Here is a 22,897-nt window from a genome sequence, read left to right on the forward strand (position 1 = left end):
TGCCAAAGCGCAGGCGCTCACCGAAATTCAGTTGCATTTGCTGCCGGGCAGCGAATGGATGCTGCTGACCGTGATTTGCATTGGCCTGTTCATCGGCGCCATGGGCAAATCGGCCCAGTTCCCGCTGCACGTGTGGCTGCCCGATTCGATGGAAGGCCCCACACCGATCTCCGCGCTGATCCACGCCGCCACCATGGTGACGGCTGGCATCTTCATGGTGACCCGCATGTCGCCGCTGTTCGAGCTGTCTGACACCGCGCTGAACTTCATCCTGGTGATCGGCTCCATCACGGCGCTGTTCATGGGCTTCCTGGGCATCATCCAGAACGACATCAAGCGTGTGGTGGCTTACTCCACGCTGTCGCAGCTGGGTTACATGACCGTGGCGCTGGGTGTGTCGGCCTACAACGTGGCCGTGTTCCACCTGATGACGCACGCCTTCTTCAAGGCCTTGCTGTTCCTTGGCGCAGGCTCGGTCATCATCGGCATGCACCACGATCAGGACATCCGCAACATGGGTGGCCTGTGGAAGTACATGAAGATCACCTGGATCACGTCGCTGATCGGCTCTCTGGCTCTGATCGGTACACCTTTCTTCTCGGGCTTCTACTCGAAGGATTCGATCATCGAGGCCGTGCACGCCAGCCATCTGCCTGCAGCGGGTTTTGCGTACTTCGCCGTGATCGTGGGTGTGTTCGTGACCGCGTTCTACAGCTTCCGGATGTACTTCCTGGTCTTCCATGGCAAGGAAAATTTCCATCACAAGCCGTTCCCTGGCGAGCATGATCACCACGATGAAGACGACCACGGTCATGGGCACGCCCATACACCGCACGAGTCGCCTTGGGTGGTGACGCTGCCGCTGATCCTGTTGGCGATCCCTTCTGCCCTGATCGGTTACTTCACCATCCAGCCCGAGCTGTTCGGTGACTTCCTGCAAAGCGCCATCAAGATCAACCTGGAGGCTCACCCTGCGATGGAAGAGCTGGCGCACGAGTTCCACGGTGCGGCTGAAATGGCCCTGCATGGTTTCACCACGCTGCCGTTCTTCCTGGCGCTCGCCGGTGTCGTGACCGCCTTCGTGTTCTACATCGTCGCACCGCAGATCCCTGCGATGTTCGCCAAGGTACTGCGTCCGCTGATCGTGATCGGCGAGAACAAGTACTTCCTGGACTGGTTCAACGAGAACGTGCTGGCCGCTGGCGCACGCCTGCTGGGCCGTGGGCTGTGGAAGGTGGGTGATGTCGGCATCATTGACGGGCTGCTCGTCAATGGTTCGGCCAAGCTGGTGGGCCTGATTGGTTCGCTGGTGCGCCTGTTCCAGACGGGTTACCTCTATCACTACGCGCTGGTCATGATCCTGGGGGTGTTCGCCCTCATGACATGGTTCGTGTTCATGCACCACTGAGCGCGAGGACCGGTTCATGCAAACTATGTCTAACCTCCTTTCTCTGGCCATCTGGATTCCGGTGGCATTCGGGATCCTGCTGCTGGCCGTTGGCCGTCAGGAAAATGCCGGCGTGACCCGCTGGATTGCGCTGATCGGCGCGGTGATCGGGTTCCTGGTCACCATTCCCGTCATGACGCAATTCGACGGCAGCACCGCTGCCATGCAGTTCGTCGAGAACGCCTCCTGGATCGAGCGCTTCAACATCTTCTATCACCTGGGTGTGGACGGCATTTCGATGTGGTTCGTGCCGCTGACCGCCTTCATCACCATCATCGTGGTGATCGCCGGTTGGGAGGTGATCGAAGACCGCCCGCACCAGTACTACGGTGCCTTCCTGATCCTGTCGGGTCTGATGGTGGGTGTGTTCTCCGCGCTGGACGGCATGCTGTTCTACGTGTTCTTCGAAGCAACCCTGATCCCGATGTACATCATCATCGGTATCTGGGGTGGTCCGCGCCGTGTGTACGCCGCGTTCAAGTTCTTCCTGTACACGCTGCTGGGCTCGTTGCTGATGCTGGTGGCGCTGGTTTACCTGTACTACAAGTCGGGTGGCTCGTTCGACATCCTGACCTGGCAGAAGCTGCCGCTGCCCGCCACGCCGCAAGCCTTGCTGTTCGGTGCGTTCTTCGCGGCCTTCGCCGTGAAGGTCCCGATGTGGCCTGTGCACACATGGTTGCCTGATGCCCACGTGGAAGCGCCTACCGGTGGTTCCGTCGTGCTGGCCGCGATCATGCTGAAACTGGGTTGCTACGGCTTCCTGCGTTTCATGCTGCCCATCGTGCCGGATGCATCGCACGAGTTCGCGCCTGTGGTGATCACCCTGTCGCTGATCGGTGTCATCTACATTGGTCTGGTGGCCATGGTTCAGCAGGACATGAAGAAGCTGGTGGCGTATTCGTCCATCGCCCACATGGGTTTCGTTACTCTGGGCTTCTTCATCTTCAACGAGCTGGGTATTGCCGGCGGCATCGTGCAGATGATTGCCCACGGTTTCGTGTCGGGTGCGATGTTCCTGAGCATCGGTGTGCTGTATGACCGTGTTCACTCGCGTGAAATCGCCAGCTACGGCGGTGTGGTCAACACCATGCCCAAGTTCGCTGCCTTCGCGCTGCTGTTCTCGATGGCCAACTGCGGCCTGCCGGGTACCGCCGGCTTCGTGGGTGAGTGGATGGTGATCCTGGGTGCGGTGCAGTACAACTTCGTGATTGGTGCGCTGGCTGCCACGGCCCTGATCTTTGGTGCCGCCTACACCCTGTGGATGTACAAGCGCGTGTACTTCGGCGACGTGACCAACGACCATGTGCGCGAGTTGACTGACATCAACGCCCGCGAATTCCTGATGCTGGCCATTCTGGCGGCAGCGGTGCTGTGGATGGGTATCCAGCCCAAGCCTTTCACCGATGCGATGCATGTGTCCGTGACCGAGCTGATTCAGCACGTGTCCGTGAGCAAGTTGAAATAAGATGAACTGAAGGCCGATCGATATGACTGATTTGAACTGGTGCGCAGTGACGCCCGAGATCGTGCTGCTGGGAATGGCCTGTCTGGTCTCCCTGGTTGATCTGTTTGTCACTTGCCCGAAACGCACAACCACCTATCTGCTGACGCTGGCTTCGCTGGCGGTCGTGGCGGGTCTGCATCTGACGGCGCTGGACAACGGCACCTCCGTGTATGCCATGCAAAGGATGGTGGTCACCGATGCCATGGGTCATCTGCTGTCCCTGTGCGCCACGCTGGCCGTCATGGGCTCGCTGGTGTATGCCCAGACTTACGCGGCTGACCGCGAGATGCTCAAGGGCGAACTGTTCACGCTGAGCATGTTCGCGTTGCTGGGTATCTCGATCATGATCATCGGCAACAACTTCCTGAGCATCTACCTGGGCCTGGAGTTGATGTCGCTGTCGCTGTATGCCCTGGTGGCGGTGCGTCGTGACAACGTGCAGGCAACTGAAGCGGCCATGAAGTACTTCGTACTGGGTGCGCTGGCTTCGGGCTTCCTGCTGTATGGCATGTCCATGATGTACGGTGCAACCGGTTCGCTGGACCTGGCTGAGGTCTACAAGGCCACGCTGGCCGGCGACATGAACAAGCAGGTGCTGGCTTTCGGTCTGGTCTTCATCGTGGCCGGTCTGGCATTCAAGCTGGGCGTGGTGCCTTTCCACATGTGGGTGCCTGACGTCTATCAGGGCGCGCCTACTGCCGTGACGCTGATGGTCGCCGGTGCGCCCAAGCTGGCTGCGTTTGCCATCACCGTGCGCCTGCTGGTGGAGGGTCTGATCAACACGGCCACCGACTGGCAGCAGATGCTGATGATCCTGGCGGTGCTGTCCATGACCGTCGGTAACCTGGCCGCCATTGCGCAGACCAACCTCAAGCGCATGCTGGCTTACTCCGGTATCGCGCAATTGGGCTTCATGCTGCTGGGTTTCGTACCCAGCATCGTGGCGGGCAACACCGTGTCGGCTGGCAATGGCTACGGCTCGTCGCTGTTCTACGTGCTGACCTATGTGCTGACCACCATGGGTACCTTCGGCCTGATCATGGTGCTGTCGCGCCCTGGCTTCGAGTCCGAACAGATCGCCGACCTGGCAGGTTTGAACAAGCGCAGCCCCGTGCTGGCTGGCGTGATGGCCGTGTTCATGTTCTCGCTGGCTGGTATCCCGCCGACCGTTGGCTTCTATGCCAAGCTGGCCGTGCTGCAAGCCCTGATCACCACGAACTCGCCTTTGCTGCTGCAGATCTCGATCGTGGCGGTGATGCTGTCGCTGGTCGGTGCCTTCTACTACCTGCGCATCGTCAAGGTCATGTACTTTGATGAACCGTCTGACAACGCGCCTGTCGCCGAAGGCGGCGCACGCGTGCTGCTGTCGGTCAATGCGCTGGTCGTGCTGGCATTGGGCATCCTGCCCAGCGGCTTGATGACCTTGTGTGCCAAGGCCATCACCCAGTCCCTGGCTGGCTGACCTGATATGGCACGCCGATCTTCCTTGATTGAAAGATCCTGCTCATGACGGGCCTGGTGCCCGTCTGGGCTGTCAGTGTGGTGCTTCTGGCCGCGGTGATCGCGGCCAATTTGCCTTTTGTGAACGAGCGTCTGTTCGTGATGGGGCCACGCAGGGATGCGAAGCCGGTGGGCTGGCGCCTGCTTGAGTTGCTGGCCTATGCCTTTGCCGTGGCGGCCCTGGGGCGGGCCATCGAGGGGCATCTGGGCCAGGTAAGCCCCATGCGCTGGGAGTTCGTGGCAGTGTGGTTGTGTGTCTTCCTGACGCTGTCTTTCCCCGGCTTTGTGTGGCGCTATCTGCGCAAGCGTTGAATGTCCCAATCCGATCTGCCTGACGCCCACTTGCGTGAAGAGACCATCGAGTCCAACACGGTCTACAAGGGCCACTTCCTTGAATTGCGTCGTGACCGCGTGCAACTGCCCGATGGTCGGGAAGCTGCCCGCGAGTACGTGGTGCATCCAGGTGCCGTGATGATCGTGGCCATGCTGCCTGATGGTCAACTGGTCATGGAGCGCCAATTCCGCTATCCGGTCGGGCAGACCATGATCGAGTTTCCTGCCGGCAAGCTGGACGCCGGGGAAGGTGGTCTGGCCTGTGCACAGCGTGAGTTGTGGGAAGAGACCGGCTACAAGGCGCGCCGTTGGGCCAAGGCCGGCATCATGCATCCGGTGATCGGTTATGCCACCGAGATCATCGAGATCTGGTTTGCAGACGAGTTGACCCTGGGAGAGCGCCATCTGGATGAGGGCGAGTTCCTGGACGTGTTCCAGGCCAGTCTGGAAGAGCTGGAGAACTGGATGCGGGACGGGCAGCTCACAGATGTGAAGACCATCGTGGGCATGATGTGGCTGTCGAAGTACCGCGCTGGCCTGTGGCCTCTTGAGTGGGTGACGGTCTGAGCTGCCGATTCAGATCAGAGCGATTGCATCATGCTGGTGGTTGACCTTCATTGCGCGCACGGGCATCACTTCGAAGGCTGGTTTGCCTCCGCGGATGACCTGTCTTCCCAGAAGGAGCGCGGGCTGTTGACCTGCCCGGTTTGTGGCGATCACGATGTGACGCGCCGCCCATCTGCACCGCATCTCAATACATCGGGGTTGAAGGAGCGGGTGCCGACCCCGTTTCGCGGCACATCACAAGCTGCCTCATCATCCGTGCCATCGACTGGCGCTGTGGCCTCGGCAGGCAGTGCTCGGCCCGTACACGACAGCCTGCCAGCCGAGGCGCAGGAGGCCATGGCTGCCTTGCAGGCGCTTTACCTCAAGGCCGTGCGTCATGTGGTCGAGAACACGGAAGATGTGGGCGAGCGCTTCGTCGAAGAGGTGCGCAGCATCCACCATGGCGACGCGCCGGAGCGCGCCATACGGGGCCAGGCCACGCCTGAGGAGCGGGCTGAACTGGCAGAGGAGGGGATCGACATCCTGTCCATGCCTCTGCCGGATGCACTCAAGGGACCCTTGCAGTAGTCCTTGCCGCGTGAATGTTCTTGGAGTCGCGCCATTTGGCTCACAAGAAGCGCCCAGTCAGTTCACGGTATTGAAAGCCTGAGCCGCTAACTTCGTTGGGACCGTCCCCTTGTCCTGGACGGCGACAACCAATGGAGTCTTTCATGAAGTATTCGATCATTGCTGCAGCCACCTTGCTGGTGTCGGCGTCCTCGGCCATGGCTGCCACCGACTTTGGGAATTTCACCCCCCTGAGCTCTTCCGCCGGTCCCATACCTGTCAATGGTGCAGGTGAGGCCACCCCGATCACCCTCGGTAATTCAGCCTGGACGCAAAAAACGATCGCCGATCGCGCCACTCAGAATGCGCTGGTATCAGGCTCCAATTCGGGCAGCTGGGACATGATCACGGCCAACGAGACTGGTCCGCAGGCTGGTCGCTATCTGTTCATGCCCTTCGAAACGGGCTCGGGTGGTGTTCAACGTGTTGACCTGTGGGACAACAACTATGCGACCCGTACGACGACCATCGTGGCGCCCGGCACCAGCGGTTTCGTGTCCGGCGATGCGTCTCGCTGGACGCCCTGGGGCAGCTACCTGACAGGTGAAGAATCCTGGGGAACGGGCAGCACCAAGGGCCGTCTGTTCGAGGTGACGAACGCCACCACGGCCGCAGCCAATGGCGGCAGTCTGATTCAGCGCAGCATCCTGCCCCGCGTTTCTCACGAAGGCCTGGCTTTCGACAAGAGCAACAACCTGTACTTTGTCGACGAGCTCAATGGTGGCTCCATCTACAAGTACGTTTCGGCCAATCCACTGGCCACCAATGGCAACGACTACTTTGCCTCTGGCCAGACCTTCGTGTTGCGCGTGGGGGCCGGCGGGCAGTTTGAGGGTAACAACGGCCCGGCCATCACGGGCGCGGCAAGCTGGGTAGCGATCACCCAGGCCAACGGTGCGGCCATTGCCGGCGTGTCCACCGTGCTGGCCGATGGCACGATTGACGGTCGCGTCACGGCTGACCACAGCAGCATCCTGGGCACGGGCTACAACCGCCCCGAGGATCTGGAGGTGCAGACCCTGGCCAATGGCACGGAGCTGGTCTACTTCACCACCACCGACTCGGACAACAATGGCAACACGACCGATGGTCGCAGCCGCGTCTACCACTTCAATGTGCTGACCGGTGAAGTCGAGCTGTTTGCCGATGCCAACACCATCGACCTGGCGACGGGTGTGGCAGTGGGTGGTGGCCTGCGCAACGCTGACAACCTGGCCATTGATGCCGATGGCAACATCTACATCATCGAAGACCGTGATGGCGGTGTGGACGACGACATCTGGTTCGCCAAGGACCTCAACAAGGACGGCGACCTCAATGATCCCGGCGAAGGTCTGGCTCGCTGGGCTTCGAACGGCACGCAGGGATCCGAGTTCACGGGCCTGTACTTCAGCAAGACCAACCCGAACGTGGCCTATGTGAATATCCAGCACCCCAGCAGCGGCAACGACCGCCTGATCGAAATCGCTGCGGTGCCCGAGCCTGAGTCGTATGGCCTGGCGCTGGTTGGCCTGCTGCTGGCTGGCGTGGTGTCGCGCCGCAACAAGCGCGCCTGAGTCTTGCTCAGGGCAGCACGCGACCCGGGTTGAGCACATTGCCCGGGTCGAGCGCGCGCTTGATGGCCTTCATCATGGCCAGGGCCGTTACCGATTGGCGGCGGCCCATTTCATCAACGCGCAGACGCCCAACGCCGTGTTCGGCCGACAGCGTGCCGCCGTGGCGCATGACTTCGTCAAAGACCAGCTCGTTGACCTCGGATTCGAACGCGGCCAAGCCCGCGCCCTGACCCTGACCAAGAGGTGGCTGCACGTTGTAGTGCAGGTTGCCATCGCCCAGATGGCCAAAACAGACGATGCGGGCTTGTGGCCAGCGCGCCAGGATGGCCTGGCCAGCGTTGTGCACGAAGTCGGGGATGGCCGAGGTCGGGACGCCGATGTCGTGCTTGACCATCAGGCCTTCCGTGCGTTCCGCCAAAGGGACGGTCTCTCTGAGTTGCCACATGGCTTGTTGCTGCGTCTGGTTGAAGGCCAGCGTGGCCATTTGTGCCAGACCTGAATCCATGGCCATTTGCAGCACGGCCTGCATGCGTTGTTGCGCATGCTCGTCCGATTCGTTGCTGGCGTTTTCAAGCAGCACCGTCCAGGCCGCTGGCGTGGTGTCGCCGGGGAGGGGCTGCAAGCCGAGCAGTACCTTGGCGGCATCCGGTTGATGGCGTTGCACCAGTTGCAGAGGCAGTCGCCCCATCACTTCACAGGCCGTCAGGCCCGCATCCAGATCGGCTCGGGCCGCTTCCAGGAGCCTGATGGCATCCGACAAGCTGGCACATGCCAGCAAGGCCGTGGTCTGGCCCTTGGGCTGTGGGTAGAGCCTCAGGGTGGCCGCCGTGATGATGCCCAATGTGCCTTCGCTGCCGATCATCAGATCACGCAAGGCGTAGCCGGAGTTGTCCTTGCGCAGGCCCTTGAGGCCGTGCCAGATCTCGCCCTGGGCCGTGACAATCTCCAGGCCCAGGCAGAGTTCACGCGCGGTACCGTAGCGCAGCACCTGTGTGCCGCCGGCATTGGTCGCCAGGTTGCCACCGATGGTGCAACTCCCTTCGGATGCGAGGCTCAGGGGGAAGAGCAGCCCGGCTTGGGCCGCAGCTTGCTGCACGTCTGTGAGCAGGCAGCCCGCTTCTGCCGTCAAGGAGAGATTGGCAGGGTCTACCTCGCGAAGCTGTCGCAGCCGCTGCAGGCTCAGCACGATCTGCTGGCCGCTGCCATCGGGCACACCGCCGCCAACGAGACCCGTGTTGCCGCCTTGCGGCACGATGCTGACGCCATGCTGCACGCACAGCCTGACGACGGCGGCCACTTCATCCACATCGGCTGGCCGGACGATGGCCAGTGCATGGCCCTGATAGCGGCCACGCCAGTCTGTCTGATAGCGGCTGAACTCGGCGTCATTGGCACCTTGCGGGGTCAGCACCTGTGCCTGGCCCAGCAAGTCGCGCAGCGCGTCCAGCAAGGTACTCATGGCTGCGGCGCATCCTGGCCTGTCGCGCCTTTTTTCTTCGGCGGCAGCACACGCAGGCGCAGGCGGATGTAGACCGCGCACGCCGTGAACAGCGCGGCACTGAGCGTGACCTCGATGCCAGCCAGGGCTTGCGAGATGCCTGTGTCGCTGGTGGCGCGCATGGCGCCTTCGGTGAAGTACAGCCACACCAGCAGGGATACCCAGCGGTAGGTGTAGAGCCTGTGTTTGAGCATGCCGGCGATCGCCAGCGTCAAGGGCAGGACCTTGATGGCCAGCGCGCCGCTGCCGCCTTTGAGTGGTGCCAGCCACAACTCCCAGGCCAGGCCCAGGCCGATGAGCGACAGCAGCAAGGCGACATTGAGCAAACGCATGCGATCGATGCGGGCCAGGCGCTCGGTGGGGTGATGGCCAACAAAGGCATCAGGATCGACGGGCAGTTCGTCCGATGAGGAGGGGGAGGGTGTGGAGGAGGGCGTGGTCATCTGGAAAATTTCACAACGCGGGCTGAACCGGACGGCTCAGTGGCGCATGGCTGGCATCATAGCCAGCATGACGTCGAATTGGACTTTCTGGGCAAATGCCCGCGAACGCTGGACGCTGCTGGTGAGCACCCTGCAGCAGTGGCCCTGGGCGCAGACCTATCAAACCATGCGGGCTCGCTTTCGGGAAGATCACCTGGGTGTGACGGCCGGCAGCCTGACTTTCACGACCACGATCGCGCTGGTGCCCCTGTTCACGGTGATGCTGGCCTTGTTCAGCGCCTTCCCGGTGTTTGCGCGCTTTCGCAAGGTGCTGGAGCAGCAGGTGCTGACGGGCATGGTCCCCGATGCCATTGCCAAGCCGGTGTTGCTGTCCTTGACCAAGTTCGCGACCAAGGCGAGCCAGATGGGCGGCCTGGGGCTGGTGGCCCTGGGCGTGACGGCCATGATGCTGATGTTGACCATTGACCACACCCTCAACGGCATCTGGCGGGTTCGCACCGTGCGCCCGATTGCCCAGCGTGTGCTGGTGTACTGGGCTGCCTTGACCCTGGGCCCGTTTCTGGTGGGGGCCAGCCTGTCCTTGACGTCCTACCTCCTGTCTGCATCCGGCGGCCTGGTGGACGAGTTGCCTGGTGGCGTCAGTTTTCTGCTGGCCTTCATCGTGTTCATGCTGCAGACAGCCGGCTTTGCCGCGCTCTACAAGTTTGTGCCCAACACCTTTGTGCGCTGGGAGCATGCCTGGGGCGGCGGGATCTTCGCTTCCGTCGGCCTGGAGTTGGGACAGAAGGGCCTGGCCATCTACCTGTCCAAGGCCCCGGTCTACTCCACGATCTATGGCGCGTTTGCCGCCGTGCCGCTCTTTCTCATCTGGATCTACGTGAGCTGGCTGATCATTTTGCTGGGTGCCGTGATCACGGCCTATACGCCCAGCCTGTTGTCCCAGGTCAAGCGCTGGCCAGACACGCCCGGCCATCGTTTTGCACTGGCGCTGGCGCTGTTGCGTGCGCTGGCGGCCGAGCAGCATGCGCCACACCGCGGCCTGACCGGCGAGCAACTCGCACATCGCCTGCGCACGGATCCGCTGCAGATCGAGCCTTTGCTGGAGACCCTGCAAGGCCTGGACTGGGTGGGCTTGCTGGATGAACCGCAGGCCGAACACGGCGGCCGTTTCGTGCTGTTGTGTGACCCGGACAAGACACTGGTGGCACCGCTGGTCGGTGAGGTGCTGCTGCGCCCGGACGCCTTCACGGAGGGTTTCTGGTCCAGGGCGGGCATGGAAAGCATGAGCTTGTCGGAAGCTTTGGCGTGAAAGGCCAATTTCATCAGGGGGAACCCCTTGGCGAGACCCCACTGATCGGTCTATATTGAAAAGGCGCGTCCCTACATATTTTGTGCAACCGATCGAGGAGACAGACCATGAAAGTCAGCGATATCCTGCGAGTCAAAGGCAGCACCTTGTTCACCGTCCAGCCGGAACAAGCTCTGGCTGAAGCCACCACCACCATGGCAGATCACGACATCGGCTCGCTGGTGGTGATGGAACATGGCGATCTGGTGGGGATGCTCACATTCCGCGAAGTGATTCAGGGCATCGTCCGCAACGGCGGTTCGGTCGGCTCGCTCACCGTGCGCGCCGTGATGGACGATCATCCGCTGACCTGCACCCCGGAGACCGAGATCGACGAAGTGCGCCGCATGATGCTCAATCGCCATGCCCGCTACATGCCCGTCATGACGCAAAAGACCCTGATGGGTGTGATCTCTTTCTACGACGTGGCCAAGGCCGTGGTGGATGGCCAGGACTTCGAAAACCGCATGCTCAAGGCCTATATCCGCGACTGGCCGGTGGAAGAAGAAGCCGCCCGCGAGCGTCCCGCATTGCTCTGAGCGCGCAGCCAGCAGGTCCTCACGTGGTCAACGCCCGGTTTTTGCCGGGCGTTTCGCATTCTGGCGCCCGGTCATGGCATCAAGCGCTGGCCGATAGGGGACAATAGCGGCTTCTGCTTTGGACTACACAGAATTTTGGCGCTATGGCTGGCAGCACCCTTGGTCTCTTGTTCACCGTGACGAACTTTGGCGAATCGCATGGCCCGGCCATCGGTTGCGTGATCGACGGCTGCCCCCCGGGCATGACGCTGTCCGAGGCCGACATTCAGCCCGATCTGGATCGCCGTCGCCCCGGTACCTCGCGCCACGTGACCCAGCGCAACGAGCCCGATGCCGTCGAGATCCTCAGCGGCGTTTACGAAGGCAAGACCACCGGCGCCCCCATTGCCCTGTTGATCCGCAACACGGACCAGCGCAGCAAGGACTACGGCAACATCATGCAGACGTTCCGCCCGGGCCACGCTGACTACACCTACTGGCACAAGTACGGCATCCGCGATCCGCGCGGTGGTGGCCGCTCTTCTGCCCGCATGACCGCGCCCATGGTGGCCGCCGGTGCCGTGGCCAAGAAGTGGTTGCGCGAGCAGTTCGGCACCGAGATCCGTGCCTGCATGACGCAGTTGGGCACCATGCCCATCGCCTTCGAGGGTTGGGACCATGTGCCCAACAACCCTTTCTTTGCACCCAATGTCAGCCAGATCGAGGCACTGGAAGCCTATATGGACGAGCTGCGCAAGGATGGCGACTCCTGTGGCGCCAAGCTGATCGTCGAAGCCTCGGGTGTGCCCGTGGGCCTGGGCGAGCCGCTGTTTGACAAGCTGGACGCCGACATCGCCTACGCCATGATGGGCATCAACGCCGTCAAGGGTGTCGAGATCGGTGCGGGCTTCGAGAGCGTGAGCCAGCGCGGTACCGTGCATGGCGACGAGCTCTATCCCGATGGCTTTGCCTCCAACCATGCCGGTGGCGTGCTCGGTGGCATTTCCACAGGCCAGGACATCCGCGTGGCCATCGCCATCAAGCCCACCAGCTCGATCCGTTCACCACGGCAGTCCATCGACCTCAATGGTCAGCCCGCCACGGTGGAAACATTCGGTCGACATGATCCCTGCGTGGGCATCCGCGCCACGCCGATCGCCGAAGCCATGCTGGCCCTGGTGCTGATCGATCACGCCTTGCGTCACCGCGCCCAATGCGGTGACGTGGTGGTTGAAACGCCCCGAATTGCGGCACAACGCCCCTGAAATTGCACCGCATTGGGTTGGTTGGCATATGCTGCGCACAAGGCCTGTGCGTGCCCGATTCGGGTGCAAGATAGTCTGGCGTCATTGGCCAATTTATCGGCGCTTTGCTGGCGCTGATCCCTGCTGAAATGCCTGCACGTTCAACGTTTGTTGGTCGGGCGGGTTCGTGCGAACCAGGTTCTACCCCTGAGCCCCTGACCAAGCTTAAAAGGGGTCACCATGCGTTCCATATTCGGATCAGGGTCGGGGCATGTCTTGCTGGAAACAGGCTCCAGGCATGCATCTTCTGGTGGAGTTGAAGCCTTCCTGGCTTTTTTCAGGTACCACGGTATCTGGGCACCTGGCGTTCGCCTCTTTCGGCGATTGAGTTTTCAGACCAAGGCCAGCATCGTGTCGCTGGCGTTTCTGGTGCCCTTGCTGGTGCTGGGTTGGTCCTTCAATATCAGCAAGCAGGCCGATCTGGACTTCGTTCAATCGGAGCGTCAAGGTGTAGCCTATGCCCAGCCCCTGGTCAGCCTGGGTACAGCCTTGCTGCGTGAGGAAGCCCTGGGTTGGACGGAGCGCCAGCCCACCGATGTGGCCGAGCGTCTGGCCGTGTCGCGCCAGCAGCGCGATCAGGTCTGGCTGCAGTTGCGCCAGGCCCATCAGCTTGATGGGCGCGCCTTGAGCGCCAGTACGGCGTTCGATGCCCTGCTGCGAGCCATGCAGGCCGTGCCCACAGGCCAGGATGCGGGTGCACTGACCAGACAAGGCATGCAGGAGGCTTTGACCGCCCAGGCCGCTTTGCTGGACGTGGTGGTGGACAAGTCCAACCTGGCGCTGGATCCGGCTTTTGCCAGTTACTACGTGATGGACGCAGCGCTCATCGCTTCGCCCGACCTCATCTGGTGTGCAGGTCGCTTGCGTGGTCTGCTTGAACGCGTGATTCGCAGCGGGCACGCCAGCACGCAGGATCTGGTGGCCATTGACCGCGAAAGCGAAGCGGTCTCACGCAGGGTCGCGCAACTGGAGGTGTCTTTGGGCAAGGCCGCCAAGGAGGTGCCAGGTTTGTTGGCACGCGTGCCGCTCGATGGCGTCAAGCTGGCCTCGTCCAGCCTGGTCCGGATGGCCGATGAGCTGGTGCAAGGGCATCCGATGCCGCCCAATACGCAGGTCCTGCTGGAAGCCAGTGCGCGAACGATTGACGAAGCGGACGCCTTGTCGCACAAGGGCATGAGCGAGCTGGACGCCATGCTCGCTGATCGAGAAGGCGGCCTGCGTGGCACGCGGGCGTGGGTCAATGGCCTGACCAGCGTGTGCGTGGCCCTGGCTTTCTATCTCTTGCTGTGCTTTTACCGCGTGACCCGTGGTGGGATGGAGGAGGTACGCCAGCATCTGGTGGCCATGACCGCAGGCGATCTGACCACACGGCCAAGGCCATGGGGTTGTGATGAGGCCGCCAGCCTGATGTGCAGCCTGGCCGACATGCAGGCTGCCTTGCGCAGGGTGGTCAGCGAGGTCAGGGAAGCCTCGGAAATCATCGTGCATTCCAGCAGTGAAATCGCGGCCGGCTCCAACGACCTGTCGGCGCGTACGGAGCGCACAGCCTCCAATCTGCAGGAGTCGGCCTCATCCATGGAGGAGATCGCCGTGACGGTGCGGCAGACAGCCGACCATGCCGTCGAGGCGGCTTCGCTGGCGCGAGGCAATGCCGATGTGGCCGAGACGGGCGGCGAGGTGATCGGGCAGGTCGTGCACACGATGCAGGACATCCACCAGTCGTCCACCAAGATCGCCGACATCATCTCCGTGATTGATGGCATCGCTTTTCAGACCAACATCCTGGCGCTGAATGCGGCCGTGGAGGCGGCGCGAGCGGGTGAGCAAGGTCGTGGCTTTGCCGTGGTGGCAGGCGAGGTCAGGGCGCTCGCGCAGCGCAGTGCATCGGCAGCACACGAAATCAAGGCGCTCATCACGGACAGTGTGGCGCGCGTCAAAAGTGGAACGCGTGTGGTGGAGACCGCCGGGCACACGATGGGAGATATCCTGGCGAATGCGCAGCGCATGAACAGCCTGCTGTCAGAGATCGCCGTTGGGGCGCGCGAGCAAAGCGCGGGCGTGGAGCTGGTGGGGCAGTCGGTGCAGGATCTGGACCGCGTCACGCAGGAAAACGCCGCCTTGGTCGAGGAGACCGCAGCGGCGTCTGAGTCGCTGAAGTTGCAGGCGCAGTCGCTGATGACCGCGGTGTCCGCGTTCAGGCTGCCTGAGCCTTCGAGAGCTTGATGCTCAGTTCAGTTCGGAGGCCTGTTCCGGGCGTTCGATCAGCTCGATCTTGTAGCCGTCCGGATCGGTGATGAAGGCGATCACCGTGCTGCCACCCTTGATGGGGCCAGGCTCGCGCGTGATCGCACCGCCCAGCGTGGCCAGCTTGGCACGCGCCGCATCGCACGTGGCCTGCACGCTGGGCACGCCCAGTGCAATGTGGCCATAGGCAGTGCCCATTTCGTACGCGCTGACGCCGTAGTTGTAGGTCAGCTCGATCTCGGCGTGTTCCGGGTTGCGACCGTAGCCCAGGAAGGCCAGGGTGTACTGCTGTTCCGGGCGATCCGTGGTGCGCAGCAGGGTCATGCCCAGCACCTGGGTGTAGAAGTCGATCGAGCGCTGGAGGTTGCCAACGCGCAGCATGGTGTGCAGCAGTCGCATGAAAGTGTTCGCTTGAGTGGATATGTCGACAGTGTGCTGCGTTGGTGTGGGCATGCCCCACAGCACGGCAGGAAACCCCGCTCGTGCTGCTGGCATGTCGCTGCTCAAGTGGGGTCGATCACTTGAATTGTGGCAGCAAGACGCTGTCAATCAGCCAGACCGTGCCGTTGGTGGTCTTGACGCCCTTGCAACTGGCGACCGACTGGTTGACGGTGGCGCCCTCGGCCCCGAACGCCAGGAACAGGTTCTGCCCTTGCAGACTGGGCACCTGGCTGGGGATCAGGCTGCGGCGCGGGTCCGCGTTGCGGGTGGTCACGTGGTAGGTCAGCACCTTGGTGAGCAATGTGGGATCGCTGCCGATGAGGTCCAGCAAAGGCGCAGGCACCTTGGCGAAGGCATCGTTGGTGGGCGCGAACACGGTCAGCGGGCCTTTGCCGGACAGGGCGCCAGTGAGGTCTGCCGCCACAACCAGTGACACCAGCGTGCTGAGTTGGGGCGTGGCGATCGCTGCATCAACGATGGTGCCGGGGAATTCGGTCAACTGGGCATGGCGGCAGGTCAGGAAGGCGTTGATATTGGTCAGGCTCGCCTGGGCGGGCGCCATCACGACGAGTGCGGTCGCCACGGCGGCGGCCTTGCTCAAACGGCGCAGTGCGGGGCGGGGAACGCGGATGAACTTGAACATGGCTTGGGCTCCTGGAGGCATGGAATGTTGAAATACCAATCGGTATAAAAAGTGACTGATTGGTATTTATTGTGCAATTTTTGGGCAATGTGTGCACATTGGCCCTGTCTGCATCCGGGGAAACGGGCGTCTTGGTGCGCCCGTATGGCGTTTTCAGTTAGTCGTGCGCAGTCGCGCGCGTGAGGGACACGGGCAGCCAGCCGCGTACGCTGTTGAGCAAGGCGAGGCCTTGGGCTCGTTCCAGGTCGAGCGTGGTCAGCGTGCGTTCGGTCAGCAGGCCCTCGGCCAGCAGACTGGTGCGCATCACGCCGGGCAGCAAGCCCACGGACAAGGGCGGTGTGTACCACTGGCCATCCAGCTTGAGTGCCACGTTGCCGATCGTGAACTCGGTCAACTCGCCGGCCTGGTTGAACAGCAGGGTGTCGAACACACCCTCGGGTGGTTTGAAGGCGGCGTAGATGGCGCGCCGGGTGGTCTTGTGGCGGATGAAATCGTCGGCGGGCGGCATGGCACGGTCCGCCAGCTGTACTGTCAAGGTGGCCTGATCGTCAGGTGCGGGGCTGTTTTTGGTGACCGAGCCAGGGCCACTGAGCGGGCTGGCCTGAGCGTCCACCTCGCCATCCACGGACAGCAACAGGCGCACGCGATGCACCCCCGCCGGATGGGCCTGGCAAAGGTCGACCAATGCCTGCCTTACGCGTGAGGCCAGCGCGTCGTTCCAGGCCCAGCCGAAATGGCGGGCGCTGCCTGCCAGACGCTGGATGTGCGCCTCCAGGCGGTCGATGCGTCCCTGGTCAATGCGCAGAGACTCCAGCAGGTGGAAGGGGCTGTCAGCGCGTGTCAGAAAGGCCTGCTTGGCTTTCCACTCTGCCACTTCGCCGGCAGGCGTCGCGTCCAGCGTGACCCCGCTGCCGATGCCGCAGTGTGCCGACCAGGGGGCGGGCGGTGGTGGCGTGTGCACACACACCGTGCGGATGGGCACGTTGAAGGTGACGCGGCCGCCTGGTGCCATCAGGCCCACGGCACCGCAGTACACACGGCGTGCCGTTCGCTCCAGCCGGGCGATGTGGTGCATGGCCTGGCGTTTGGGCGCACCGGTAACCGAACCACACGGAAACAAGGCCGTGAAGACGTCGCTGAGCTTCACGCCTGCCTTGCTGCGAGCCGTGACCGTGGAGGTCATCTGCCACACGGTGGGCAGGGCCTGCACATCAAACAGCGAGGGCACCTTGACGCTACCGACTTCCGCTACACGAGACAGGTCATTGCGCAGCAGGTCCACGATCATCAGGTTCTCGGCACGCTCCTTGACGCTGGTGCGCAGGTGATCGGCTGCCGCAGCATCGGAGGCCGCATCCAGGCCACGGGCCGCCGTGCCTTTCATGGGGCGCGTGGTCAGTGTCTGGCCATCCCAGTCGAAGAACAGTTCGGGCGATACGCTCAGCACGGCACCCGGTGCGCGGCAGGCTGCGCGGGCATCCAGCATCAGGCCGTAGCCTTGTGGCTGGCTGCGTCGCAGGGCCATGAAGTAGGGCCACAGCGAGGCGGGTTCACCTTGATAGGGGGCGTGCAACTGCGTGGTCAGGTTGACCTGATAGACCTCGCCGGCACGGATCAACTCGTGGATCTGTTCGACACGCCTTTGCGCCGGGTCGTCATCCAGATCGGCTTGCCAGGGGCCCGCGGACCATTCGGTGCGGGCCGGCACAATGTCATCGCCCAGCCAGGGCTGAGCCTCGTCAAACACGGCCCACACAGCATAGGGCTGGCCGGGCGGCAGGGCCTTGACGGGCAGGTGGGCGTCAAGGCCCGGTGCGGCTTCATAAGCCACCCAGCCGACGCACCATTGGCCCTGGCGCGCATGTTCATGGGCGGCATCCAGCAGCCCTGCTACTTGCGAGGGATCGTGGGCCACCAGCCAGCGCACGGGGCGCTCGAAACGCCAGCGTTGACGGGGGCCATCCTGCCCCTCGTGCCCCGGAAAATCCAGCAGCGCGGTGGGCAGGTTCGGGTCTTGATCAAGCACGGCGATCTGGGGTGACGGCGCTGTAGATCAGGGCGATGCCCACCACGGCGAACAAGGCCAGGCTCCAGAACTCGAAGGGCACACCCAGGATGCTCGCGGCGGCATCCGCACAGGAGGCGCGCACCTCGAAGACATTGGGCCAACGCGTGTCGGCCCCGAAGAAGGAGATGACCTTGTCGGCCAAGGTCAGCGCACACGAGGATGACTTGGCGGCGACGAAGTGTTGCCATAACGCTGCCCCGATGCCGGCCAGCGTCAAGGGTACCGCCAGCACCGACAAACCACGGCGCAGCGCAGCGCCGGGCAGGGCGGCTGCGAGCGGGCACAGCACGGCCAGCGCGATGAAGATCATGCGCTGGAGGATGCACCAGGGGCAGGGCTCCATACCGAACTTGTGCTGGGCCAGCAAGGCCAGCGCGACGGATACGCCGCAGGCCAGGCCCAACAGGCCCAAGGCAAGGCGCGGGGACAGCTTGACCATATCGAGGCCCGCTTCAGCGAACTTCAGCGATCAGCTCGATCTCGACGCAGGCACCCAGCGGGATCTGGGCCACGCCGAAGGCGCTGCGCGCATGCACGCCAGCCTCGCCAAAGACTTCGCCCAGCAATTCGGAGCAGCCGTTGGTGACCAGGTGGTGTTCGGTGAAGTCAGGCGAGCTGTTGACCAGGCTCATGACCTTGACGATGCGCACGACCTTGTCGAGGCCACCGGCGGCCACACTCAGGGTGCCCATCAGGTCGATGGCGACGCTGCGTGCGGCCTGCTTGCCCTCGGCGGTGTCCATCGTCTTGCCCAACTGGCCAGCCCAGACCTGGCCATCCTTCTTGGCGATGTGGCCGGACAGGAAGACCAGGTTGCCGGTGCGCACGAAGGGCACGTAGGCAGCGGCGGGCACGGCCACAGGCGGCAGGGTGATGCCAAGGTCTTGAAGGCGTTGTTCGATGGACATGGTCGGCGTGGGTTCAAATGTCGGTCTGTGCCGCCTTGGCGGCTTGAGCCTGGAATGCTACACCGACTGTCTGACGGCGGGTGTGGCAGGGGCATGCAGAAAGTGGCAGACGGGTGGGGCAGACGGGCGTGACTTTGAGTGGTTTGGCGTTGGCCATCGTGGCGGTGTGGTGGCCAGCCCCCATTGGGCGTTGGCCGCTCTGGGCCCTTTGCCTGCTGGCCAGCGTGCTGGCTGGCTTGTGGATGGGCGTGCTGAGCTGGCCAGCCTTGCTCCCCTTGGCGGTGTTCATGTGGCTGGGGTGGCGGGCGAGCGATGTCAAGCGTTCAACATGGTGGGTCACCACGGCCTTGGGTCTGTTGGCGCTGGCGCTGGCCTTGCATGCCTTCCCCTGGTTCCAGCGGGTGCCGGTGTTCGAGGCGGTGCGCCTGAGCCCGGATGCACCCGCGTTCGCCTTGTTCGCCAGCGTGGACAAGGCGCTGGCCGGTCTGGGCTTGCTGGCCTGGGTCTGCCGGCGCTGCACCACATGGGCCGAGGCGGGGGCGATGTGGCGGCAAGCCGCGCCCATCGCGCTGGCGAGCACGGCTGTGGTCCTGGGCCTGGGTGTGTTCGCGCATGCGGTGCACTGGGATCCCAAATGGCCGCCTCAGGCTCCCGCCTTTCTGGCGGTCAACCTGCTGTTCACTTGCGTGGCGGAAGAGGCCTTCTTTCGAGGCCTGTTGCAGGAGCGATTGATGCAGGCCTGGCGTAGCGCGCCCATGGGCGCCGTCCTGCCCGGGCTCGTGTCTGCTGTCCTGTTTGGTGCGGTTCACCTGGGTGGTGGCTGGCCGTTTGCCTTGCTGGCCGGTGTGGCCGGGCTGGGCTATGCCACGGCCTATGCACGAACACGACGCATCGAAGCCGCCATCCTCACGCACTTTGCCCTCAACGCGACGCATTTCCTCTTGTTCACCTACCCGGCGCGAGCCTGATCGCGCCTGGTGTGCATCAGCAGCCACCTGGCTCAGGGCGCAGGTCCTTGTGGATGGCGCGGCAGGCCGTCTTCAGGCACATCCCACCAGCTGCAGTGCGAATCCAGATAGGCGTGAAAAGCCGGACGTGCCGAAACGGGCTCGTCGACCGTGCCCATGCGCACGCGCAGCACGCCCGGCAGGCTGTCGCGTTCACTGTAGATGGGCGAGCCGCAGCATTGACAGAACCAGCGGCGCTTGCCCGGTGTGGCTTCGTAGGCCCGCATCAGATCCTGCCCCGAGACGAGCTCGAAGTGGGCCGATTGAACCGGCGTGTTGCTGGCGAACGCCGTGCCCTGCGCCTTGCGGCACTGGCCGCAGTAGCAGATCTGGATGGGGGCAAGTTCACCCCGGATGCGGAATTGAATGCCTCCGCACAGGCAGCTTCCTGTGTGCATGTTCATCTGCTGATTGTGCGGCCAGACGTCCATCCCTAGTTTTTCATCACCTGTCAGGGTGTCTTGAAGCGTTGGAACGCGGTCAACACAATCCCGCAGCCATTGATACAGATGGCTACAAAAAAACAGGTGGCAGGGAATGGCAGTGTCTTTGGCTTGGGCCGTGGCGTGGCTGTTGGGCGTGTTCTGGCAAACGGGTGAGCAGACCGTGGTGCCTTCGTGGGTCTGTGCGGTGGTGGCGGGCCAGTCGTTGGCGTTGGCGTTGGGGTGCTGGTTGGCGCTGCGTCGGCCCGCTGGCGCACATCCGATGGGCAGGTCACGAGTGCGTTGGGCATGGCGGTGTGTTGGCGCCCTCGCAGTGTTCGCGCTGGCCTGGTCGGTGACGGGCTGGCGTGCGGGTGTTCGCCTGCAGGAGGCCTTACCCGATGCCTGGGCCGGGCGCGACTTGCAGGCCATCGTGCAAGTGGAGGGCTTGCCTCAACCGGTGCCCGGGGGTGTCTTGCTGGATGTGCGCGTGTTGAGGTGGCGGCTCGCAGACACCGCGGGAGATGAGCCAGGCGCCATGGGCCGAACGGGGCAATGGCCCTCTCGGTTGAGCCTGCACATGCCATTGAAGGATGGCGTCCTGCCCATGGCAGGTGAGCAATGGCAGGTCACTGTGCAACTGCATGCACCTGATGGTCTGTCCAATCCTGGTGGGTATGACAACACCCTGGCCTTTTTCGAGCGAGGCGTGCGCGCCGTGGGCAGCGTGCGTCAAAAGGGACAGGCCGCCGTCCGGCTGGATGCGCAGCCTGAGCGCCCCTGGCAAGGCGTGATCGACCGATGGCGGCAGCGTGTTCGCGCGGCGATCTTCCGGCACGTGCCCGAGCAAAGGGCGGCGGGTATCCTGGCCGGGCTGTCGGTGGGCGATCAATCTGCCATCGAGCACGACGATTGGGGCCTCTTTCGCCAGACTGGCATTGCGCATCTGGTCAGCATCAGCGGCGCGCACATCGCCATGTTCGGCTGGATGGCTGCCTTGCTGGTGCGACGTATCTGGTCGCGCTGGCCCCGCGGCATGCACAGGTGGCCCGCACCTGATGTGGCCATGTGGGTGGCGGTGGTGGCCAGTGGGTTGTATGCCCTGGCGTCCGGGTGGGGTGTCCCTGCGCAACGCACGGTGTACATGATGGCGCTGGTGTGCTGCTTGCGCACCAGTGGCCGCCGCTGGCCCTGGCCGCTTGTCTGGTTGAGCAGTGCCGTGGGCCTGACGGCCATGGATCCATGGGCCATCCGACAGGTGGGTTTCTGGTTGTCCTATGTGGCGGTTGGTGTCTTGCTATCGCACGGCATGACCGAGTCTGTCTTGCCTGGTTCGCCGTCATCCGCGCACGGGCCGGGTGTGGCGCTGTGGCGTGAGCGGCTGACGTCCTTGATCAGGTATGGCTGGTCCAGCAGCCTCAACATCATGCGCATCCAGTTTCTGATCACCCTGGCCTTGATGCCTTTGAGCCTGGTGGTGTTTCAACAGGCCTCGATCAGCAGCCTGCTGGCCAACTTGATCGCGATCCCGGTGTTCACGATCGGCATCACGCCGCTGTCCTTGCTGGGCACGATCTGGGCACCTTTCTGGGACATGGGGGCGTGGATGATCCGGTGGCTGATGAGCCTGTTGTCCGAACTGGCCCACGCCTGGCCTGCGATGGCGGGCGCCCCGTTGCTGCCATGGTGGGTGGCCCTGGGCGGCGTGCTGGTGGGTGCTGCGCTGGCTTTGCCCATGCACTGGCGCTGGCGACTGGGCTTGCTGCCTTTCGGGCTGCCGCTTGTCTGCCTGCCGCAAGGGTGGCATGTGTTGCCGGCACCACGGCCAGGCAGCTTTGCGCTTGTGGCAGCCGATGTCGGGCAGGGGACGGCCGTGCTCGTGCGCACCGCCCATCACGAACTGTTGTTTGACACGGGCCCCCGCATTGGCGAGCAACTCAATGCGGGCGATCGCACCTTGCTGCCCCTGTTCCGCGCCATGGGTGTCAACAGGCTGCACACCCTGATGATCAGCCACCAGGATACGGATCACGTGGGCGGTGCAGCTGCCATCATCGGGCAGATGCCTGTTGACCAGATGCGGAGCTCGCTGGACGAGTCGCACGCCTTGCGACATCTGTCAGGTGTCAACGGGGCGCCCGTGCCTCATCTGGCCTGTCTGGCCGGCCAGCAATGGCAATGGGATGGCGTGCGGTTCGAGGTGATGCATCCGGTGCCGCAGGCCTACGCGAGCAGGGCAGCCCTATCGCCGAATGCGATGTCATGTGTGCTCAAGGTCAGCGTGCCTGGTCCTGAGGGCCGCAGTGCCTTGCTGACCGGGGACATCGAGTCGGATCAGGAAGCTGAACTGCTTGTGCGGGAGTCCAGTCACTTGCGCAGCACCGTGCTGATTGCGGGCCACCATGGCAGTCAGACATCGTCTACCGCGGGCTTCTTGCGCGAAGTCGGTCCGCAACAGGTGGTGATTCAGGTGGGCCGGCGCAATCGCTATGGACACCCCTCCCCATCGGTGCTGGCGCGCTACGAGGCCATGGCCTTGA

Annotated in this window: 21 protein-coding genes; 13 read left to right on the plus strand and 8 right to left on the minus strand. The window is 63.3% G+C overall.

What is annotated here, in order from left to right:
- The 7 genes from VFW93_RS02290 to VFW93_RS02320 form a co-directional block, all read left to right on the plus strand.
- Positions 1–1,408 (plus strand): NADH-quinone oxidoreductase subunit L (locus VFW93_RS02290; RefSeq protein ID WP_329692373.1); only part of this gene is annotated, 1,408 nt, incomplete at its 5' end.
- Between the two features lie 25 nt (positions 1,409–1,433).
- Entirely contained in the window at positions 1,434–2,912 is a 1,479-nt protein-coding gene (locus VFW93_RS02295; protein ID WP_329692391.1) for an NADH-quinone oxidoreductase subunit M, read from the plus strand.
- A 22-nt stretch (positions 2,913–2,934) separates the two neighbouring features.
- Positions 2,935–4,413: an NADH-quinone oxidoreductase subunit NuoN gene (gene nuoN, locus VFW93_RS02300; RefSeq protein WP_329692374.1), complete on the plus strand. Its 1,479-nt coding sequence runs from the start codon at positions 2,935–2,937 to the stop codon at positions 4,411–4,413.
- 44 nt (positions 4,414–4,457) lie between these two features.
- Positions 4,458–4,763, plus strand: a complete 306-nt coding sequence (locus VFW93_RS02305) for a DUF2818 family protein (RefSeq protein ID WP_290676345.1) — start codon at positions 4,458–4,460, stop codon at positions 4,761–4,763.
- Complete coding sequence (locus VFW93_RS02310) at positions 4,764–5,351, plus strand: NUDIX hydrolase (protein WP_329692375.1); 588 nt, start codon at positions 4,764–4,766, stop codon at positions 5,349–5,351. It begins immediately after the preceding gene.
- A 30-nt stretch (positions 5,352–5,381) separates the two neighbouring features.
- Positions 5,382–5,918, plus strand: a complete 537-nt coding sequence (locus tag VFW93_RS02315) for a DUF1178 family protein (RefSeq protein WP_329692376.1) — start codon at positions 5,382–5,384, stop codon at positions 5,916–5,918.
- Positions 5,919–6,061: 143 nt separating this feature from the next.
- A complete protein-coding gene (locus tag VFW93_RS02320) occupies positions 6,062–7,513 on the plus strand; it encodes an alkaline phosphatase PhoX (RefSeq protein WP_329692377.1) in 1,452 nt (483 codons plus the stop codon).
- 7 nt (positions 7,514–7,520) lie between these two features.
- Here VFW93_RS02320 and VFW93_RS02325 read toward each other — a convergent pair whose 3' ends face one another.
- Positions 7,521–8,972: an FAD-binding oxidoreductase gene (locus VFW93_RS02325; RefSeq protein ID WP_329692378.1), complete on the minus strand. Its 1,452-nt coding sequence runs from the start codon at positions 8,970–8,972 to the stop codon at positions 7,521–7,523.
- A complete protein-coding gene (locus VFW93_RS02330; RefSeq protein ID WP_329692392.1) occupies positions 8,969–9,343 on the minus strand; it encodes a DUF2069 domain-containing protein in 375 nt (124 codons plus the stop codon). Before VFW93_RS02330 ends, VFW93_RS02325 begins: the two co-directional genes overlap by 4 nt.
- 178 nt (positions 9,344–9,521) lie before the next feature.
- On the opposite strand from VFW93_RS02330, the gene VFW93_RS02335 reads away from it, so the two are divergent.
- From VFW93_RS02335 to VFW93_RS02350, 4 genes are all read left to right on the plus strand, one after another.
- Positions 9,522–10,763: a YihY family inner membrane protein gene (locus VFW93_RS02335; RefSeq protein ID WP_329692379.1), complete on the plus strand. Its 1,242-nt coding sequence runs from the start codon at positions 9,522–9,524 to the stop codon at positions 10,761–10,763.
- 107 nt (positions 10,764–10,870) lie between these two features.
- Complete coding sequence (locus VFW93_RS02340) at positions 10,871–11,341, plus strand: CBS domain-containing protein (RefSeq protein ID WP_329692380.1); 471 nt, start codon at positions 10,871–10,873, stop codon at positions 11,339–11,341.
- Positions 11,342–11,484: 143 nt separating this feature from the next.
- Entirely contained in the window at positions 11,485–12,585 is a 1,101-nt protein-coding gene (aroC, locus tag VFW93_RS02345) for a chorismate synthase (RefSeq protein ID WP_329692381.1), read from the plus strand.
- Positions 12,586–12,804: 219 nt separating this feature from the next.
- The gene (locus tag VFW93_RS02350; RefSeq protein WP_329692382.1) at positions 12,805–14,847 is read left to right on the plus strand and encodes a methyl-accepting chemotaxis protein; all 2,043 of its coding nucleotides are present in this window, start codon (positions 12,805–12,807) and stop codon (positions 14,845–14,847) included.
- 3 nt (positions 14,848–14,850) lie between these two features.
- Here the strand turns inward: VFW93_RS02350 and gloA are convergent, their stop codons facing one another.
- From gloA to VFW93_RS02375, 5 genes are all read right to left on the minus strand, one after another.
- The gene (gene gloA / locus VFW93_RS02355; RefSeq protein WP_329692383.1) at positions 14,851–15,267 is read right to left on the minus strand and encodes a lactoylglutathione lyase; all 417 of its coding nucleotides are present in this window, start codon (positions 15,265–15,267) and stop codon (positions 14,851–14,853) included.
- A gap of 118 nt (positions 15,268–15,385) precedes the next feature.
- Positions 15,386–15,952, minus strand: coding sequence for a fasciclin domain-containing protein (locus tag VFW93_RS02360; RefSeq protein WP_329692384.1), 567 nt, complete (start codon positions 15,950–15,952; stop codon positions 15,386–15,388).
- A 157-nt stretch (positions 15,953–16,109) separates the two neighbouring features.
- On the minus strand, positions 16,110–17,978 hold the full coding sequence (locus tag VFW93_RS02365; RefSeq protein ID WP_329692385.1) for a chorismate-binding protein: 1,869 nt from the start codon (positions 17,976–17,978) through the stop codon (positions 16,110–16,112).
- Positions 17,971–18,459, minus strand: a complete 489-nt coding sequence (locus VFW93_RS02370) for a disulfide bond formation protein B (protein ID WP_329692386.1) — start codon at positions 18,457–18,459, stop codon at positions 17,971–17,973. The genes VFW93_RS02365 and VFW93_RS02370 overlap by 8 nt, the downstream gene beginning before the upstream one ends.
- Before the next feature lie 13 nt (positions 18,460–18,472).
- A complete protein-coding gene (locus VFW93_RS02375; RefSeq protein WP_329692387.1) occupies positions 18,473–18,928 on the minus strand; it encodes a RidA family protein in 456 nt (151 codons plus the stop codon).
- A gap of 128 nt (positions 18,929–19,056) precedes the next feature.
- Between VFW93_RS02375 and VFW93_RS02380 the strand changes: the two genes are divergently transcribed.
- On the plus strand, positions 19,057–19,896 hold the full coding sequence (locus VFW93_RS02380) for a CPBP family intramembrane glutamic endopeptidase (RefSeq protein ID WP_329692388.1): 840 nt from the start codon (positions 19,057–19,059) through the stop codon (positions 19,894–19,896).
- Positions 19,897–19,928: 32 nt separating this feature from the next.
- Here the strand turns inward: VFW93_RS02380 and VFW93_RS02385 are convergent, their stop codons facing one another.
- On the minus strand, positions 19,929–20,333 hold the full coding sequence (locus tag VFW93_RS02385; protein WP_329692389.1) for a GFA family protein: 405 nt from the start codon (positions 20,331–20,333) through the stop codon (positions 19,929–19,931).
- Between the two features lie 139 nt (positions 20,334–20,472).
- Between VFW93_RS02385 and VFW93_RS02390 the strand changes: the two genes are divergently transcribed.
- Positions 20,473–22,897, plus strand: a 2,425-nt coding sequence (locus VFW93_RS02390) for a DNA internalization-related competence protein ComEC/Rec2 (RefSeq protein ID WP_329692390.1), incomplete at its 3' end; no start/stop codon positions are given.

It is taken from the genome of Aquabacterium sp. (assembly GCF_036279675.1).
GTDB lineage: Bacteria > Pseudomonadota > Gammaproteobacteria > Burkholderiales > Burkholderiaceae_C > Aquabacterium.

Bases quoted from the DNA above. Each gene is read 5' to 3' on its own strand.
- VFW93_RS02295 (WP_329692391.1), top strand. From the start codon at position 1,434: ATGTCTAACCTCCTTTCTCTGGCCATCTGGATTCCGGTGGCATTCGGG.
- nuoN (WP_329692374.1), top strand. From the start codon at position 2,935: ATGACTGATTTGAACTGGTGCGCAGTGACGCCCGAGATCGTGCTGCTG.
- VFW93_RS02305 (WP_290676345.1), top strand. From the start codon at position 4,458: ATGACGGGCCTGGTGCCCGTCTGGGCTGTCAGTGTGGTGCTTCTGGCC.
- VFW93_RS02310 (WP_329692375.1), top strand. From the start codon at position 4,764: ATGTCCCAATCCGATCTGCCTGACGCCCACTTGCGTGAAGAGACCATC.
- VFW93_RS02315 (WP_329692376.1), top strand. From the start codon at position 5,382: ATGCTGGTGGTTGACCTTCATTGCGCGCACGGGCATCACTTCGAAGGC.
- VFW93_RS02320 (WP_329692377.1), top strand. From the start codon at position 6,062: ATGAAGTATTCGATCATTGCTGCAGCCACCTTGCTGGTGTCGGCGTCC.
- VFW93_RS02325 (WP_329692378.1), bottom strand. From the start codon at position 8,972: ATGAGTACCTTGCTGGACGCGCTGCGCGACTTGCTGGGCCAGGCACAG.
- VFW93_RS02330 (WP_329692392.1), bottom strand. From the start codon at position 9,343: ATGCGTTTGCTCAATGTCGCCTTGCTGCTGTCGCTCATCGGCCTGGGC.
- VFW93_RS02335 (WP_329692379.1), top strand. From the start codon at position 9,522: ATGACGTCGAATTGGACTTTCTGGGCAAATGCCCGCGAACGCTGGACG.
- VFW93_RS02340 (WP_329692380.1), top strand. From the start codon at position 10,871: ATGAAAGTCAGCGATATCCTGCGAGTCAAAGGCAGCACCTTGTTCACC.
- aroC (WP_329692381.1), top strand. From the start codon at position 11,485: ATGGCTGGCAGCACCCTTGGTCTCTTGTTCACCGTGACGAACTTTGGC.
- VFW93_RS02350 (WP_329692382.1), top strand. From the start codon at position 12,805: ATGCGTTCCATATTCGGATCAGGGTCGGGGCATGTCTTGCTGGAAACA.
- gloA (WP_329692383.1), bottom strand. From the start codon at position 15,267: ATGCGACTGCTGCACACCATGCTGCGCGTTGGCAACCTCCAGCGCTCG.
- VFW93_RS02360 (WP_329692384.1), bottom strand. From the start codon at position 15,952: ATGTTCAAGTTCATCCGCGTTCCCCGCCCCGCACTGCGCCGTTTGAGC.
- VFW93_RS02370 (WP_329692386.1), bottom strand. From the start codon at position 18,459: ATGGTCAAGCTGTCCCCGCGCCTTGCCTTGGGCCTGTTGGGCCTGGCC.
- VFW93_RS02375 (WP_329692387.1), bottom strand. From the start codon at position 18,928: ATGTCCATCGAACAACGCCTTCAAGACCTTGGCATCACCCTGCCGCCT.
- VFW93_RS02385 (WP_329692389.1), bottom strand. From the start codon at position 20,333: ATGCACACAGGAAGCTGCCTGTGCGGAGGCATTCAATTCCGCATCCGG.